Raw genomic sequence first — 16,502 nt, forward strand, 5'->3', positions numbered from 1 at the left:
TCAGCTCTACTCCGCCACCCCCGCAGCTACCGCATACAGCCAAGCCGACCGCTGATCGGTTCAGCTGCTGTCACCAACCTCATGACCCGCAACAGCTAGCGGTGAGAGCCTGATCGCCCGGCTCATGTAGCTGAGGCGAGCGACCAGGCGACGCGGTCAGACCGTCGTCACATGCACCGCCGGCCGCCGGTCCCGCCACGGCATCGCCGCTTCGAGCTGGGCGGCGACCCGCAGCAGCATCGATTCCGAGCACATCGGTCCGGCCAGCTGGACGCCGATGGGCAGGCCGTCGCTGGATTGGCCGAGCGGCAGGCTGACCGCCGGGGTGCCGGTGGTGTTGAACAGCGGCGTGAATGAGAACACATCAAAGATCCGCCGGGTCCAGCCCAGGGCGTCGAGATCCGGGTCGTTGGCGTTTAGGTAGCCGAGTTCCATCGCCGGGTAGTTGGTTGTCGGTGTGAGCAGGACGTCGTAGTCGCCGAAGAACTCTCCCACCGTCCGGGAGATCCTGACGAAGAGGGCGTTGGCGCCGGCCAGATCGAGGACCGTGAGGCCGCGACCGTACTGAACGCACGCCCAAGTCGTGGCCTCAAGGTTGTCGGGACCGGCCGACGTGCCGGTCATGGCCTCGACTCCCGCGACTGATTCGGCCAGGAACGCCGACCACGTGACTGCAGTTGCTTCGAGGAAGGGCTCCCAATCGAGGCTGGGCGTCGCGCGGTCGACCAGGTGACCAGCAGCCTCCAGCGTGTGGGCGACCTCCTCGACTGCCGCGACGACTTCGGAATCGACCGCGGTCCCCGACCAGGCGTCCGTGTGCAGCGCGATGCGGAGCCGGCCGGGATCGGCACCGGCCTCGTACGCGAACGGCCGCTCCGGCGGGGCGATGATGAAGCGGTCACCCGGGTAGCCGACCGCGACTTCGTCGAGCAGTGCGGCGGCGTCGCGCACCGAACGGGTGACGGCGAACTCTATTGCCAGGCCGCTGAGCGCATTGGCATCGAGGTCGGGACCGAGCGGAACCCGGCCGCGGCTGGGCTTCAGACCCACAAGGCCGTTGACCGCCGCAGGGATCCGTATTGATCCGCCGCCGTCATTGGCATGCGCGACGGGGAGAGCCCCGGCGGCGACAAGGACTGCCGAGCCACCACTGGAACCGCCCGCGCTGCGGCCGGTGTCCCACGGATTACGGGTCGGGCCGTACGCGAGAGCCTCGGTGTTGGCGCTATAGCCGAACTCCGGGGTCGTGGTCGCAGCGACGGTTGCGAGGCCGGCCGCCCGGAACCGCTCCATGAGGTGGGTGTCGGCCGGCGGCGTCACGCCATCGCCGAGCATCCGGGTGCCCATGCGCGTCGGAACACCTTCGGCATGGCAAACCAGGTCCTTGATGGCGAACGGAACCCCGGCGAATCGTCCCTCGGCAGCGTAGTCGAGCGGTCGGTCGAAAGGACCGGTCGCCACCGCGTTGAGCTCGGCGTTCACGGCGTTGATCGCGTCGGTCGCGAGCTCGGCTGCTTCGTCGGCGGTGACGTCACCGGAGTTGATCGCCTCGGCCAGGCCGGTGGCATCGAGCGCGGCGTACTCCTCGATGTTCATGGGATTCTCCTCAAATCGTCAGGCGCCCGGCACCTCGATTGCCGGACCGCCTTGACAATGGCAGGCTGTGTTCCACAGCACATCGGCCGAATAGCCGAGGTGACCGCACGCCTCGACCACGACTCCATCAGGAGGTCCAGTGAGCACAGACGTGACCTGGTGGGTGCGCGTCGCCGACAGCGTCCGCGCGGCCGGCCGTGGCGAGGCACCGATCGAAGAGCCTGTCCGAATGCTTCGCGACGGCCTCGGCTTCGACTGCGCGGCGCTCATCGGCAGACAGCGCACTCTGGCCAGCTCCCGGCAACCGATCATCGTCAACCTTGACTACCCCACCGAGGTGGCCGACTTCATCGCCACGACCCATGCGTTCGAGTGTGCTGGGCACCGGTATGCCATCGAGAGACGCGTCGCCCTCCGCTTCATCGATCTGCCATTCGACGTCCGCGACACCATCACCTATCAGGAAGCCTTGCGCCCCTGCGGATTTCACGAAGGTATCACGCTTCCGCTCGGCCGGTACACCGGCTCCCATCCTCGCCCGGCTTTCGTGGCGATGAGTTCGCTACATGGTCGAGCCCTGGCCGACGACGCACGCCTGGCGCTGACGATGCTCGCTGCCGAGCTCGCCGGCCTCGCCGCCCCGCAGATCCGCCCGGACCCCGAGTCTGCCGACGTTGTGGTTCATGTGTCACCAGGACGCGTGGAGCCCCGCCTTGGCGACTCAGCGGAGAGTCCGCTCGACGCTTCTGCTCTCCGTCGCGTCGCGACGCTTCTCTCACCCGGTTCGCCCCCGCTGCGGTTCCGCAGACGCGGCGACGACGGCCAATGGTGGTCGATTCGCGCTGACGCCGGAGGCGACGGTGTTCTCATCACACTCAGGCGCACCGATCCACCTGCCGGTCTCACGCCCCGCGAGCTCGACGTCGTGGGCCTGGTGTCCCGAGGCTGGCCCAACGACGAGATCGCCAATGCCCTTGGGATCTCAGTGCGGACGGCTCGGTCCCATGTCGAGTCGGCGTTGATCAAGGTCGGGGTCGCCAACCGGACAGCGTTGGCACGGGCGGCGTGGGAGCGGGGGCTGGATAGTTGGGATGCGGTGCGCTGTGCGCGGGTGACAGTCGCCCGGTCTCATGAGTAGCCTTCCTTCACTTCGGGCTGGTGCCATGCGTCGAGATGAGGCCATCCGAGTGACCCTCGCCGATCGCGGCGACGTCGGCGGATCTGCACGGTGCGGAGGCGGCTGGCGGGAGTGACGGGGCCTCAATGCGCGGCCGTCGTAGTCGTCGAACTTTCGTCGTACATGACGGCGATCCTCGCCCGCCCGGAGACGCGCAACGGCGATCAGACGACGGCTGTGGACGACAGAAGCCGCGCCGCGAACCCCTGTGGAGAGATCGTTCGGCATGGGAGAAGTGCCGGGTAAAAAGACCGTAGATAGAAGACAACCCCGGCCAGGGGGGGAGGAGGCCGGGGCTGTCGCGTTTCAGCCCCGGGGGGTCGGGCTGAAACGCGCCGGTATCAAACCGGTGTAAAGGACTATACACACGCCTACGGAATCTTTGCAAGCACAACAACCGCTTTTCGCGAATTCCTGTTCTGATTCCGCGCTTCACGAACCCGCGAATTGCCGAAACGATCGAAATTCGTTTTCATGATCATTCTTTGCGATGGTGAACCCGCGTGGAGACGCCCCTCCGGAGGAGCTCCTCGATGCGCGCGGCTCGGCGCGCGCATCGAGGAGGACATCGGCCGGCCAGGTCCAACCACGCCCGCCGAACCCTCGACGAGCAACCCGGCCACACCCGACGCCCCCGGTGCGGCAGCGCCAGGGTCCAGAACGCCGACACGTCGCACCTCGGGCCGGAATGCCCTGGCATACAGCAGATTCCGCCCCAAACCTCGGGTGTTGCGACATTTCGGGCCCAATCGCTTGATGTGACCGCGATCACGGTGTACAACAGTGTTACGGAAGTTCGGAAGGCCAAGCCCGATCCGGAAGAGAAGGACCGAGCCCCCGCTCCGAGCACTTCCCAGCACGGGCGGCAAGCACCCACGCGGAGCACGCCGCATAAAGGCAAAAGCGTTGTGCGCCTGCGACATCATGGCCAGGAGACACGACCGTCACACCAGATGCGCCACAGCCTCGTCCCGCCGGCGAAAGCCCGGGACGTTCGGCCCACGAAGTGGCAGCACGTGGACGGCACGCCCCTGACTCGTGATCCCTCGCCGAGGCGGTGACCACAACCCACCAAGCACGCTTGGTAACTTGAGTCCGTGCTACGCGGGCGGCAACCTCGTCGGAGACGACAGGGAGGCCGCCCGCAGTGCTGTCCGGGGTCTTTGTCTTCCCCGCCCCCTACTTGCCCCGAGCCGCGTCGGCGATCGACTTCGCCTCGGCCGCACCGGCTTCGAGGGCCTCGCAGCAGAACAGCAGCCACTCCCGCAGCCCGTCGGGCGTGCCGGCGGCGAATGCGTCGGCAAGCCGCCGGTAGTCCACCACGCGCTTGAACCAGGTGACCTCCGGGACGCCGAGGCAGTGCGGGTCGAGACCAGTCGCCGCCGAGACGAGTCGCGCCATGCCGCGCGCGACAACACCATTCGCCGTCGGGAACGGCGCCAGTGCGAGCAGTTCCCCGTGGACGACCGCCGTCAGCACCGGCGCCGGCACCGAGGTGGCGCCGGTGATCAACTGGCCCAGCAGATCGAGACGCGAAGCGATATCCGTCTCAGTCCGCGGGCGTCCGAGTTCCTCTGCGTCGTCGACCAAATCGGCCGCGGCCAGCGTGTGCAACCGGGCCAGTGCCTGCGCGGGCGCCCGCCGCACGACGCGCATCAGGTTCTCGAGCGATTCCCCGTCGAGTGCCTGCGACACGCGCATGGCCCCGGCCAGGATCGGGTCGTCGAAATCGCCGTCGCGCCGCAGTTCGACGCTGCCCCCGTCGATCGCGGCCGACGACCGGCCCGCCCGCCACGACGCCTCGGTGGCGGTCTTGTCCCACCCGCGCAGATTCGCGGGATGCCGATGCACGGCCGACAGCGCGTCACGCGCGCGATCGGCGGCGTCGGCGACACCGGGCAGATCCAGCAGCGGGGTCAGGGGGTCGTTGGTCACGATCCGACGATAGATGCGCACACCCGACCGGTGCGATCCGACCTGAATTGTTAGTCACCGTTTCGAAAACCGACGCGGCACCGAACCGTCGAACGACCGCGATATACCCTTCGTCCCGACCGGGTCCCGACCCGCGCGCCGTTCATCGCGGTGAGCACGCCGTTCGTCGCGTATCGGACTCGCTCACCGGAGGACGGGTACCCCGTTGCAACGTGGGGTGACTACGCTCACAACAGCGATCCGTCATCCGTCCGGATCACCCTCACCGTCGGGTGGTCCAGCCGTCGACAGCGAAAGGCTCTTACAACCGATGTCCTCAACCACCGTTCAGGCCTATCCACCGTCCGAGGAGTTCGCCGCACAGGCCAACGGCACCGCTGAGTTGTACGACCGGGCCGAGAAGGACCGGCTCGGCTTCTGGGCCGAACAGGCGCGCCGCCTCGACTGGGAGACCGACTTCACCGACGTCCTCGACTGGTCGAACGCCCCGTTCGCGAAGTGGTTCGTCGGCGGCAAGCTGAACGTGGCGGTCAACTGCGTCGACCGTCATGTCGCCGCCGGCAAGGGCGATCGCGTCGCCATCCACTGGGTCGGTGAGCCCGGCGACACCCGTGACATCACCTACAGCCAGCTGTTGGCCGAGGTCTCCAAGGCGGCCAACTACTTCGCCTCCATCGGGCTGAAGGCCGGCGACCGCGTCGCGATCTACATGCCGATGGTCCCCGAGGCCCTGATCTCGATGCTCGCCTGCGCCCGCCTGGGCCTGACCCACTCGGTGGTCTTCGCCGGCTTCTCCGCTGGGGCACTGCGCTCGCGCGTCGACGACGCCGAGGCCAAGCTCGTCATCACCACCGACGGCCAGTTCCGCCGGGGCAAGCCCGCGCCGCTGAAGGCCAACGTCGACGAGGCACTCGGCAGCGGCGACGACGCCGCCAAGTCGGTCGAGAAGGTCCTCGTCGTGCGCCGCACCGACCACGACCCGGATCTGAACTGGGTCGAGGGACGCGACGTCTGGTGGGAGGAGACCGTCGACAAGCAGTCCGACACCCACGAGCCGGAGGCCTTCGACGCCGAGCACCCCCTGTTCCTGCTCTACACGTCGGGCACCACGGGCAAGCCCAAGGGCATCGTCCACTCCTCCGGCGGCTACCTCACCCAGGTGAGCTACACCTTCCATTACGTGTTCGACCACAAGGAAGGCCGCGACGTCTACTGGTGCGGCGCCGACATCGGCTGGGTCACCGGCCACTCCTACCTCGTCTACGGCCCGCTCTCCAACGGAGCCACCGAGGTGGTCTACGAGGGCACCCCGAACTCGCCCAACGAGCACCGCCACTTCGAGATCATCGAGAAGTACGGCGTCACGATCTACTACATCGCGCCCACGTTGATCCGCACCTTCATGAAGTGGGGCCAGCAGATCCCCGAGGCGCACGACCTGTCCTCGATCCGCCTGCTCGGCAGCGTCGGCGAGCCGATCAACCCCGAGGCGTGGAAGTGGTTCCGCGAGGTCATCGGCGGCGGCAAGGCACCGATCGTCGACACCTGGTGGCAGACCGAGACCGGCGCGATCATGATCTCGCCGCTGCCCGGCGTCACCGCGACCAAGCCCGGCTCGGCCATGCGTCCGCTGCCCGGCATCAGCGCCAACATCGTCGACGACGAGGGCAACCCGGTGGGCGCCGGCGAGCAGGGCTACCTGGTGCTCGACCAGCCGTGGCCGTCGATGCTGCGCGGCATCTGGGGCGACGAGGAGCGCTACCGCGAGACCTACTGGTCGCGGTTCGCCGAGCAGGGCTGGTACTTCGCCGGTGACGGCGCCCGCTACGACGAGGACGGCGCGCTGTGGGTCCTCGGCCGCGTCGACGACGTGATGAACGTGTCGGGTCACCGCATCTCCACCGCCGAGGTCGAGTCGGCACTCGTCGGACACTCCGGTGTCGCCGAGGCCGCGGTCATCGGCGCGGCCGACGAGACCACCGGCCAGGGCATCGTCGCCTTCGTCATTCTGCGCGAGGGCGTGGAGGACACCGGCGAGAAGGTGATCGCCGAGCTGCGCGAGCAGGTCTCGGTCGAGATCTCCCCCATCGCCAAGCCGCGGGAGATCAACATCGTGCCCGAGCTGCCCAAGACCCGGTCGGGCAAGATCATGCGCCGCCTGCTCAAGGACGTCGCCGAGGGCCGCGAGCTCGGCGACACCTCGACCCTCGTCGACCCGTCGGTCTTCGAGGCGATCCGCTCGAAGCGGGCGTAGCGTTCCGCGGCGCCTGCCGACCATCGGGTGCGCCACCGGCTCTCACGCCGGTGGCGCACCTGCTGTTTCGGGGCGATGATGCGGCGGCTCCTCGGGTGGGCCGCCACCCCGAAGCCGCGCGCATGGCAACATATGCCCCATCAGCCGAACAACGGAGGATTCTGTGAGCCCCAACGAGCACGGCCTGCCCGAAGCGGGCCGGGACTCCGTCCCGTCGATCCCGCTCTCCGACCCGAACGCAGGTCCGAGTGGTGAGCCGACGATCGGAAGCCTGGTCAAGGATGCGACCACCAGCATGTCGACGCTGTTCCGTGCAGAGGTCGCACTCGCCAAGGCCGAGATCGTGGGCGAGGCGAAGAAGGCGGGAGCCGGCACCGGCCTGCTGATCGTGGCCGGCGTGATGGCGCTGTACTCGAGTTTCTTCTTCTTTTTCTTCCTCGCCGAACTGCTGGACGAGTTCCTGCCGCGCTGGCTGGCGTTCCTGATCGTCTTCCTGGTGCTGGTCGTCGTCACCTGCCTCGCCGCATTCGTCGGCTACATCTTCTTCAAGAAGGTCAGAGGCCCCAAGAAGACCATCGAGTCGGTCAACGAGCTGCAGACCGTCCTGCCCAACCGCGGCGCCGCCGGGCCCGGCCAGACCGCGCATCCGAGGATCCCTCCCGCGCGCGAAGGCTGAGCATTGAGCGAGGCGCCTGACCCCTCGAGCGTTCGTCTCCCCGGCGACTGGGTACATCTCGACGTCCGCGCGAACGGTGTCCGGTTCCATGCCGTCGAACCGGCCGGGACCCCCGCCGACCGCCCACTCGTGTTGTTGCTCCACGGGTTCGGCGAGTTCTGGTGGAGCTGGCGGCATCAGCTCACCGCGCTCGCCGACGCCGGTTACCGTGCGGTCGCGGTCGACCTGCGCGGGTACGGCGACACCGACAAACCGCCGCGCGGCTACGACGGCTGGACACTGGCCGGCGACACCAACGGGCTCATCCGCGCGCTCGGGCACACCAGCGCGACGCTGATCGGCCACTCCGACGGCGGTCTCGTGTGCTGGGCGACCGCCACCCTGCATCCGCGCGTCGTCGACCGCATCGTCGTCGTCGCGTCCCCGCATCCGCGAGCCCTGCGCCACCGCGCGCTGCGCGACCGGGCCCAGCGGTCGCAGTTCCTCGTGCCGTTCCTGCGCAACCAGCTCCCGCGTCTCGGCGAGCGCCAGGTCACCCGCGACGACGCCGCGTTCATCGCCGACTACTTCGCGCACCGGGCGTCGGCGTCGTGGCGCGGCACCGAGGACTACGCCCGCACCGTCGCGCTGAACCGCTCGGCGATGCTCATCCCGAACGTCGCCCACTGCAGCCTGGAGTACCGGCGCTGGGCGTACCGGTCCCAGTTCCGCCCCGACGGCTGGCGGTTCATGGAGCTCATGGACCAGCGGCTGCATCTGCCGGTGCTCGCGCTCCGCGGGCGCGACGACCCGTACATCCTGAGCGACGCGATGGCCGACGGCCACCGCTGGGCGGCCCACCAGACGTACCGGCAGATCGAGGGCGGCGGCCACTTCGTGCACCAGGAGCAGCCGGAGGCGGTGACCGAGGCGATCCTGGAGTTCCTGCGCTCGGAGCCGGAGGCGACCACCGACGTCGCCGTCCGCAAGACCCGCCGGATCAGGCCAGAACGCAGCTCCTGGTACTCACCCGCTCGCTTCGCCGCTCGGATTCGACGAAGTCGGCGCGCACCTGTCGGGCGGTGAGCACGAACCCCGTCTCGTCCTCGGCGTTCTCGGCCGCGCCGAACACGACGCCGAGCACCTCCCCGTCCGAGTTGATCAGCGGCCCACCGGAATTGCCCTGCCGGATGGAGCCGCGCACCGCATACACCTCGCGGGTGACCTCGCCGTTGCGGTAGATGTTGTCGCCGGTGTGCATGAACGTCGTGCGCACGCGCACCGGGCTCACGGTGAACGGACCGGCCTCGGGGAAGCCGAGTGCGATGGCGTCGTCTCCCGTCGACGCCGCGCGGGAGGCGAATCGGAGTGCTGGAGCGCGCAGGCCCGGGACGTCGAGAACCGCGATGTCGTTGTCGCTGTCGAAGAGCACCACCTTGGCCGGCAGCCGGGCGCCCGTGCTGGTCTCGACCTCGAGCCGCTCGGTGCCGGCCACGACGTGCGCGTTGGTCATGACCCGCTCGGGCGAGACGACGAATCCGCTGCCCTCGAGCGCCTGGCGGCAACTCGGCGCGACACCCTCGATCTTGACGACCGAGGGTCGCACCTGCCGCACGACGGGAAGATCCGCGAGCGCGGGATCCGGCGCGTCGACGTTGGTCGACGGCGTCGAGACGAACGGGAACTTGGGCAGTCCCGAACTGTCGAGGAGGGCCTTGAACTCACCGGGAAGGTCGTTGACCCACTGCGGTGACAGCACCTCGACGCCGGTCAGGACCTTCGAGTCGCGGACCGCACCGGCGATCGCCGGGTCCGCCGACTCGCGCAACGGGATGGCCAGCAGTCCCGCGGCGAGCAACACCGCGACCACCTGCAGGATCGAGCCGACCGCGCTGTCGACGGCGCGCAGGCCCGGCGACCGGATGCCTCCGCGGGCGGCCCGGCCGAGCACCATGCCCGCGACCTCGCCGATGACCACCAGCACGACGAGCACGAGGACACCGAGAAGCACCCGCATCCGGAGGTCGTCGAAGTGCTCGATGAGATGCGGTGCGAGCAACAGCCCGGCGACCGCACCGAGGGCGACGCCGATGAACGCGAGCGCGGAGGCCACCGCACCGGAGCGGTAGCCGCTCAGCGCCGCGAGCAGCGCGATCCCGATGACGATGACGTCGACCCACGTGGAGCCGGTCATCATCCACCACCGGGCCGGGCGTCGAGCTCACCGGGATCGGCCGTCTCGCGCGGGTGGAGCGCCTCGAAACCCGATTGCTGTCGGCTGCCGGCGAGTTCGATCATCTCGTCGAGCGGCCGCACGTCGTCCTTGTCCCACGGACGGTCCCAGCCCGACGCCTCGCTGATGGCGGCGATGAGTCCGCCGGTGAATCCCCAGACGAGCAGACCGTCGACGAAGAACGCCGGCCCCTGGTACAGCCTGCCGCCGAGGACCGAGCGCCGCACCTGGAAGCGGTTCTCCGGCGCGAGCAGATCACGCAGCCGGATGCGGTCGACGCGGGACGTCTCCCCCGGATCGACGGCGCGGACCTCGCCCGGCTCGTGCCACCAGGCGATCACGGGCACGACGTCGAAGCCCGAGGGCGGGACCGGGAAGCTGGGCAGGTTGGCCAGGATGTGCACGCCGGATGCGTCGAGGCCGGTCTCTTCCTCCGCCTCGCGCAGCGCGGTCCCGACCGGGAAGTCGTCGCCCGGGTCGGCGGCGCCGCCGGGAAACGCCACCTGGCCGCTGTGCTGTCGCAGCGTCGCCGCCCGCTCGGTGAGCAGGACCTCGGCGTCGGCCGGGACCCCGCCGGGATGGTCGTCGGCGGCATCCCACGAGCCGGAGAACAGAACCAGGACCGCGGCCGACCGGCGATCGCGGCGGAACATCTGCGCCCAGCGGGTGCGGTCGCCGCCTCGGTTGTTCACCGCCTCGGTGACGGCGAAGACGTCGCCGGTCAGCGTGCGCAGCCACGGCGGGATCTCCTCGGGGCCCACGAGGGGGCCGACGTGGGGTTCGGTACTCATACCGCCACCTTCACGCCCAGGTACTCCTCGACCGCGTCGGCGATCTCCTGCGGGCTGTCGAAGACGCCGGGGTAGACCTTCGCGACCGTTCCGTCGGGCCGCAGGAAGACCGTCGACGGGAAGACCCGGGGCGCGTTGACGGCGGCGGCGACGCGGCCGTCGGTGTCGAGCACTGCCGGCAACTGGACTCCGATCTCGGTGAGCAGGGTGAGCGGGAAGAACGGGTTGCTGCCGCCCTCCTTGGCGTGCAGGGCCAGCACGGTCACGCGGTCGCCCGCCTTGGCGGCGAATTCCTCGAAGTACGGCAACTCCGTCTTGCACGGCGCACACCACTGCGCCCACACGTTGACCACGAGCGGCCGGCCCGCGGTCGCGGCGCCGAGATCGTAGGGAGCGCCGGTGCCGAGGCAGGTTTCGACGATCCCGGCGAGCACCGACCCGGGACTCTCCGGCAGCCCGGTCACCGGGCAGTCGGGAAGCTCCGCGGCGGCGCGCGCCTCGGCGACCCGCTTCTCGTCGACCGGGGCGTCGAACGGACGCTGGCCGCTCGCCGACGGCGGTGCCGAGGTCATGGGGTCCGGGTCGTCTCCCCGAGGCCAGATGGCCACGATCAACGCGACCATCACGACGATGAAGACGACGGTCCAGCGCGCGGCGGGCGGGAACCTCCCGCCCCCGGCCGGCGGGACCTCCGTCGGGTCGGGCTCCGGGGCGTCTGCGCGGCTCTCGGCGTCGGTCACGGCTCCGCCAGTCCGGCCAGCTGCAGGAGATGCTCCCGCTCGGGGCCCTTCACGAGGGCGGCGGCCTCGATCTTGTCGGTGGGTCCGGTGCCGTACGACGGACAGTCCTTGGCGAGGATGCACACCCCGCAGGCGGGCTTGCGGGCGTGGCATACGCGCCGCCCGTGGAAGATCACCCGATGCGACAGGTCGGTCCAGTCCTTGGGCTCGAAGAGCTCGCAGATCGCGCGCTCGACCTTGACCGGGTCCTCCTCGTCGGTCCACTGCCAGCGGCGGACGAGTCTCCCGAAGTGGGTGTCGACGGTGATCCCGGGGATTCCGAAGGCATTGCCGAGCACGACGTTCGCGGTCTTGCGACCGAACCCCGGGAGCGTGACCAGCTCCTCCAACGTTCGGGGCACCTCGCCGTCGAACCGGGCGACGAGCTCCTGCCCCAGCCGGATGATCGAGTTCGCCTTGTTCCGGTAGAAGCCGGTCGGGCGGATCAACTCCTCGAGTTCGGTGCGGTCGGCCTCGGCGTAGTCGCGGGCGGTGCGGTACTTCGCGAACAGCGCCGGGGTCGTCTGGTTCACGCGCACGTCGGTGCACTGGGCGGAGAGGATCGTCGCCACCGACAACTCGAGGGGGTTGGTGAAGTCGAGTTCGCAGTAGACGTGCGGAAAGGCGACCTGGAGCGCCCGGTTCATGCGGCGCGCGCGGCGAACCAGTCCCAGTCGGGTCTCCTGCTTGCGGGCCGGGGACCTGCCCGCGGCCGCAGCCTTGCGTGCGCTCACGGGATTCAGGTTAGCGAGGTGACGGGCGACCCCGGCCCACCCGGCCGGGCGCGCCCGACGACGGCCCCTCTTCCGCGGCCGCATCGTCGCCGGTCAGAAGTGTTTTGCCGCCGGCTCCGACACCCGCCCGGACACCCGTCGGGGGCGTTCGGCCCGAACCTACGGTCAGGTAACAAGTCAGTGACGTCGGCCATTTCGATGCGGAATCCGCGGGGACGATTGTGTTTACTGGTCCCCATGCAAGGTCTCGCAGCGTTGCTGTTCCCGGCCGTACTCATGCTCTTCGCCATGGGCATGGACAAGTTGCAGGCCCGGGTCGACCGCGTGTCCGTCTCCAACGACGAGGTCGACGACTACATCGACCGCGCCGGCTCCCAGAACGCCGGGGCGCCGTCACGCCTGGCCGAATCCGCCGAGCTGCACAAGTTGCGGCCGCGGCGCATCCAGTCCCCGCCCTCCCGCGCCACCTCTCCGCAACGGGCCAGCTGACGTCCGGTCGCCCGGACCCTCCCCCGGGCCCATCCGTCGTCGACGGGATGCCCGATTCCGCAGGACGTTCTTCACGTCACTAAACTCGGGATTGTGTCCGGTTCGCCCGTTGTTCGTGAGGTCGCGACAGGCCATTGCGCAGACACACACTCCAATGCGCCGTCAGTGACCCATTCAACACATATGCTGATGCGCGGGGTAGCGTATCCAAGGGCGCGATCTCAACACGTGGCTGTAGCAGAGTTTTCGAGAAAGGTTCCCTAGGTGGAAGAAGTACTGGCGCGGGCAGGCATTTTTCAGGGCGTCGAGCCTTCTGCCGTCGCGGCGCTGACCAAGCAGCTTCAGCCCGTGGATTTCCCTCGTGGACACGTGATCTTCCATGAAGGCGAGCCCGGCGATCGTCTCTACATCATCCTGTCCGGCAAGGTGAAGGTCGGTCGCCGTTCACCGGACGGCCGCGAGAACCTGCTGACGATCATGGGACCGTCGGACATGTTCGGCGAGCTGTCCATCTTCGACCCGGGCCCCCGCACCTCGTCGGCGACGACGGTGACCGAGGTCCGCGCGGTGTCGATGGACCGCGACGCCCTGCGCGCCTGGATCAAGGACCGCCCGGAGATCGCCGAGCAGCTCCTGCGCGTGCTCGCACGCCGCCTGCGTCGCACCAACAACAACCTCGCCGACCTGATCTTCACCGACGTGCCCGGCCGCGTCGCCAAGCAGCTCCTGCAGCTGGCGCAGCGCTTCGGCACGCAGGAGGGCGGCGCCCTCCGCGTCACCCACGACCTGACGCAGGAAGAGATCGCCCAGCTCGTCGGCGCCTCCCGCGAGACCGTGAACAAGGCGCTGGCCGACTTCGCGCAGCGCGGCTGGCTGCGACTCGAGGGCAAGAGCGTGCTGATCGCCGACTCCGAGCGCCTGGCGCGTCGCGCCCGCTGACGCCACGACCCGGAGCAGGCACCCGAAAGAACGACGAGAGACGCCGCTCGCCCCACGGGGCGGGCGGCGTCTCTCGTATCCGTGTCTGTTCGACGGGGCGACGACGCCGCGTCCCGGGGTGAGGCCCGCCGCCACGGATCACCCGTGGGGATCAGTACACCTCGCGCAGGTACTCCAGCTGCGCCTTCACCGACATCCGGGCCGCCGGCCACAACTTCTTGTCGACGTCGCGGTACACCTTGCGCACCACCTTCATCGGCTTCGCCTCGTGCGGGCTCATCTTCATCTCGTCGAGCGCCGACACGATCTGGTCGAGGCGTTCCTCTCGATGCGACTTGTAGAAGCGCGCCACCGGTCCCAGGTCGTCATGGTCGGGGCCGTGCGCCGGAAGCAGCCGCGCCCCTTCGCCTTCGACGATGAGCCGGTTGAGCGAGTTCAGGTAGTCGCGCAGCCCGCCGTCGGTGGGATCCAGGACGGTCGTGCCGCTCCCCAGGATGGTGTCGCCGGTGAGCACCGCGCGCTCGTCCTCGTGCTCGACGAGGAAGCTGACCGAGTCACCGGTGTGACCGGGGGTGTGCAGCACGGTGATCCGCAGCCCGGCGGCCTCGATGACCTCGCGGTCTCGCAGAGGTGGCGCCTCGCGGCAGTACTTGTCCAGCCGGGCACGCACGGGTGCGCCGGTCCGCTTGTGGAGACGCTTGATCCCGCCGGTGTGGTCGAAGTGCCGGTGGGTGACCAGGGTCAGCGCGACGCCGGGGATCTCGGCGAGCTGACGTGAGTGGTGCTTGTACTTCGGCGGACCGGGATCGACGACGACGCACTCGTCGCTGCCCGGCGCCCGCAGGATGTAGGTGTTGGTGCCGTCGAGCTCCATCATCCCGGAGTTGTCGCACAACAGAACCGAGGCGAAGGGCGTGACGTCGCGCAGCACCCCGTAGGCGGGATGGGCGGGGGCGTCGTTCGGTGCACTCATACCTGCGAGCCTAACGATTGCCGACGGCCGGGACGCCGTTCACCGCGGGAATCCGCTCGCGAGGATCGGAGCACCTCGTCGGTCGGTTGCCGAACGATGGCCTGCGACCTTGGGATCACGCGATCTCGACGCGCGGCGACCCCGATTTCCGACGACCTTGAAACATCCGCCACGCCTCCTACAATCGCGGACGTGGCGCCCCTGAAGCGACAGGCGGCGGACGCCGCCGGACGACTCAAACGGTTCCTCTATCGCGACGGCCGACCGGGACGCGTCATGCGATGGGCGAACCGGTTCGATGCCTGGCTCTACGCCCGCGGTATATCGCGGGTGCCGCAGGCGGCCGTGCTGCGCGTTCCCGGACGACGTTCCGGGCAGCCGACCACGGTGCCGATCGCCGTCGCGGACCTCGACGGCGCGGACTACCTGGTGTCGATGCTGGGCCGGGAGGCGAACTGGGTCCGCAACATCGAGGCCAACGCGCGTCGGGCAACGCTGATCCGCCAGGGAGACGAGCAACCGGTGCGTCTGGAGGAGGTCCCGGCCGACGAGCGCGCCCCGATCCTGCGGCGGTATGCGGCCGTTGCCCCCGGCGCGCGTCCGCACCTGGGGCTGGGGCCGAAGGCCTCGCTCGACGAGTTCGCCCGGATCGCTCCCGAGCACCCGGTGTACCGAGTGCTCGGGGATCCGCTCAGCTCCCGCTGACCTGCCGCCCCTCGACCGGGGTGTCGCCATCGGTCTCGTCGACGACCGCGCTCGCGACCTGCTCCTGCAGGCTCTTCAGCAGCGCGGCTCCCTGCGTGATGACGCCGGTCATGATCTCGTTGACGCCCTCGGCGCCGTTGAAGACCGTCAGGTTGGCGTTGCCCAGGCCCTTCGACACCTCGCCCACGAGCGCCGGCAGCGCCTCGATGAGTTGCTGGTCGAGCGCGATCCGGTTGTGCTTGGCGATGGCCGCCGACTGGATCTCGGTGGCCTTGGCCTCCGCCTCGGCCAGGATCTCGCGGCGCCGCGCCTCGGCCTCCGCCGGCTTGACGACTTCCGAGATCAGTTCCTGCTCGCGTAGCTCGGCCTGCGCCTGGGCCAGCACCGAGCGCTCCTTGATGACCTCCTGGTTGACCCGCGCCTCGGCGAGCGGACCGGCCTGGGCCGCTTCGGCGTTCGCCTTGTCGGTCTCGGCCTTGATCGCCGCGCGCTTGATCGCGGTCTCGCGTTCGTAGTCGGCCTGGTTGCGCAGCGACTCCTGCTGCGCCTTGGCCGACTCCTGGTCGGCACGGGCGCGTTCGACGGCGGCCTCGCGCTGCACCTTGGCGATGTTCGGGGCCGCGAGGGCGTTGATGTAGCCGGAGTCCATGTCGTCGATCGACTGGATCTGGAACGAGTCGACGACCAGCCCGATCGACGCCATCTCCCGCTTGGACGCCTCGAGGACCTGACGTGCGAGGGTGTCGCGCTCGCGGATGATCTGCTCGACGGTCATCGAGCCGACGATCGACCGCAGATGACCCGAGAAGATCTGGCCGGTGAGCTGATTCATCTCGTTCTCCTGCTCGGAGATGAAGCGCTGACCGGCGTTGACGATCGACGCGACGTCGTTGCCGACCTTGTGGGCGATCACCGCGCGCACGTTCAACTGGATGCCCTGCGTGGTGACGCACACCTCGCGGATCGACGCCTCGTGCAGCGCCAGCGACAGGAAGCGCACCTTGCGGAAGAACGGCATGACCCACTTGCCGTGCCCGACCACCACATCGAACGGCGCACCGTCGATCTGGGTCTTGCCACCCGAGATGAGCATCGCCTCGTCGGGCTCCGGGACGTAGTAACCGAGCATGTGATTTCCCCTTGTCGTCGTAGGTGTGCCGCCTGCTCCTCGCTCCGGCGCACCGCGACAGATGCGAGGCGGGCGTCACGCGACATCCATCCGGTCACGCACGAGCACGCGCG

15 protein-coding genes are annotated in these 16,502 nt (G+C 69.1%); 7 read left to right on the top strand and 8 right to left on the bottom strand.

Annotated elements, in window-relative coordinates:
* Positions 1-156: 156 nt before the first annotated feature.
* Positions 157-1,596 (bottom strand): amidase, encoded by a 1,440-nt coding sequence (locus E1P53_RS10315; RefSeq protein ID WP_109239822.1) that lies wholly within the window; start codon positions 1,594-1,596, stop codon positions 157-159.
* Between the two features lie 139 nt (positions 1,597-1,735).
* Here E1P53_RS10315 and E1P53_RS20735 point away from each other — a divergent pair, with 139 nt between their 5' ends.
* Complete coding sequence (locus E1P53_RS20735; RefSeq protein ID WP_244941159.1) at positions 1,736-2,734, top strand: helix-turn-helix transcriptional regulator; 999 nt, start codon at positions 1,736-1,738, stop codon at positions 2,732-2,734.
* Between the two features lie 1,218 nt (positions 2,735-3,952).
* On the opposite strand, the gene E1P53_RS10325 is transcribed toward E1P53_RS20735, so the two are convergent.
* Entirely contained in the window at positions 3,953-4,708 is a 756-nt protein-coding gene (locus tag E1P53_RS10325; RefSeq protein WP_131734255.1) for a Fic family protein, read from the bottom strand.
* A 310-nt stretch (positions 4,709-5,018) separates the two neighbouring features.
* Between E1P53_RS10325 and acs the strand changes: the two genes are divergently transcribed.
* From acs to E1P53_RS10340, 3 genes are all read left to right on the top strand, one after another.
* Positions 5,019-6,962 carry an acetate--CoA ligase gene (gene acs / locus E1P53_RS10330; protein ID WP_006901574.1) on the top strand — a complete coding sequence of 648 codons (1,944 nt, stop codon included), beginning with the start codon at positions 5,019-5,021 and terminating at the stop codon, positions 6,960-6,962.
* A 163-nt stretch (positions 6,963-7,125) separates the two neighbouring features.
* Positions 7,126-7,638, top strand: a complete 513-nt coding sequence (locus tag E1P53_RS10335; protein ID WP_006901575.1) for a phage holin family protein — start codon at positions 7,126-7,128, stop codon at positions 7,636-7,638.
* 3 nt (positions 7,639-7,641) lie between these two features.
* Positions 7,642-8,703, top strand: a complete 1,062-nt coding sequence (locus E1P53_RS10340; RefSeq protein ID WP_131734256.1) for an alpha/beta fold hydrolase — start codon at positions 7,642-7,644, stop codon at positions 8,701-8,703.
* On the opposite strand, the gene E1P53_RS10345 is transcribed toward E1P53_RS10340, so the two are convergent.
* From E1P53_RS10345 to nth, 4 genes are read right to left on the bottom strand one after another with little or no spacing between them, the layout of a single operon-like run.
* Complete coding sequence (locus E1P53_RS10345) at positions 8,618-9,811, bottom strand: MarP family serine protease (protein WP_006901577.1); 1,194 nt, start codon at positions 9,809-9,811, stop codon at positions 8,618-8,620. The two genes, E1P53_RS10340 and E1P53_RS10345, sit on opposite strands and share 86 nt — an antisense overlap.
* On the bottom strand, positions 9,811-10,641 hold the full coding sequence (locus E1P53_RS10350) for an NUDIX hydrolase (RefSeq protein ID WP_131734257.1): 831 nt from the start codon (positions 10,639-10,641) through the stop codon (positions 9,811-9,813). Before E1P53_RS10350 ends, E1P53_RS10345 begins: the two co-directional genes overlap by 1 nt.
* Complete coding sequence (locus E1P53_RS10355; protein ID WP_131734258.1) at positions 10,638-11,381, bottom strand: TlpA family protein disulfide reductase; 744 nt, start codon at positions 11,379-11,381, stop codon at positions 10,638-10,640. Before E1P53_RS10355 ends, E1P53_RS10350 begins: the two co-directional genes overlap by 4 nt.
* Positions 11,378-12,067: an endonuclease III gene (gene nth / locus E1P53_RS10360; RefSeq protein WP_230823982.1), complete on the bottom strand. Its 690-nt coding sequence runs from the start codon at positions 12,065-12,067 to the stop codon at positions 11,378-11,380. Before nth ends, E1P53_RS10355 begins: the two co-directional genes overlap by 4 nt.
* Before the next feature lie 324 nt (positions 12,068-12,391).
* Here nth and E1P53_RS10365 point away from each other — a divergent pair, with 324 nt between their 5' ends.
* Together E1P53_RS10365 and E1P53_RS10370 are read left to right on the top strand one after the other, a co-directional pair.
* A complete protein-coding gene (locus E1P53_RS10365; protein ID WP_131734260.1) occupies positions 12,392-12,643 on the top strand; it encodes a hypothetical protein in 252 nt (83 codons plus the stop codon).
* Between the two features lie 264 nt (positions 12,644-12,907).
* The gene (locus tag E1P53_RS10370) at positions 12,908-13,582 is read left to right on the top strand and encodes a Crp/Fnr family transcriptional regulator (protein ID WP_005171581.1); all 675 of its coding nucleotides are present in this window, start codon (positions 12,908-12,910) and stop codon (positions 13,580-13,582) included.
* A 151-nt stretch (positions 13,583-13,733) separates the two neighbouring features.
* On the opposite strand, the gene E1P53_RS10375 is transcribed toward E1P53_RS10370, so the two are convergent.
* A complete protein-coding gene (locus tag E1P53_RS10375) occupies positions 13,734-14,555 on the bottom strand; it encodes an MBL fold metallo-hydrolase (protein WP_131734261.1) in 822 nt (273 codons plus the stop codon).
* A 192-nt stretch (positions 14,556-14,747) separates the two neighbouring features.
* Here E1P53_RS10375 and E1P53_RS10380 point away from each other — a divergent pair, with 192 nt between their 5' ends.
* The gene (locus E1P53_RS10380; RefSeq protein ID WP_006901583.1) at positions 14,748-15,260 is read left to right on the top strand and encodes a nitroreductase/quinone reductase family protein; all 513 of its coding nucleotides are present in this window, start codon (positions 14,748-14,750) and stop codon (positions 15,258-15,260) included.
* Here the strand turns inward: E1P53_RS10380 and E1P53_RS10385 are convergent.
* Entirely contained in the window at positions 15,247-16,389 is a 1,143-nt protein-coding gene (locus E1P53_RS10385; RefSeq protein WP_006901584.1) for a flotillin family protein, read from the bottom strand. The genes E1P53_RS10380 and E1P53_RS10385 overlap by 14 nt on opposite strands.
* Positions 16,390-16,502 lie beyond the last annotated feature (113 nt).

The sequence above is a fragment of the Gordonia paraffinivorans genome, from assembly GCF_900683595.1.
Classification (GTDB): domain Bacteria; phylum Actinomycetota; class Actinomycetes; order Mycobacteriales; family Mycobacteriaceae; genus Gordonia; species Gordonia paraffinivorans.